Here is a 263-nt window from a genome sequence, read left to right as displayed (position 1 = left end):
CTTCTGCTACCGCAATAAAACCAAGGTCGTTGGTATACACGTCTACATCGTTATGTGGCGGAACCGCAACAGCCATTTTAAATTTACGTGGCAAATAGGTTTTGCCGTAAACAGGTTCAACCGTTTCGGTGCCTAATAGCTTTTCTTCATCTAACCAAATCTCAGCATAAGCGCGAGTGTGTGGTAATAGATGATCAGATAAATGCTTTGCAACCGCATAAGCCTGCGCATGTAACTTAGATTCAACCGGGTTTGGATTACAC

At 43.3% G+C, this 263-nt stretch carries 1 pseudogene; it reads right to left on the bottom strand.

Annotation, left to right across the window (positions count from 1 at the left end):
- Positions 1 to 263 (bottom strand): annotated as a pseudogene (locus tag AAEY93_RS20745) (sulfite reductase); the annotation flags it as partial.

Origin of the sequence: Shewanella sp. CAL98-MNA-CIBAN-0140, assembly GCF_040309905.1 — a bacterium.
Lineage (GTDB): Bacteria > Pseudomonadota > Gammaproteobacteria > Enterobacterales > Shewanellaceae > Shewanella > Shewanella psychromarinicola.
The sequence above is the reverse complement of the archived record's forward strand: the minus strand, read 5'-3'. Positions and strand labels throughout refer to the sequence as shown.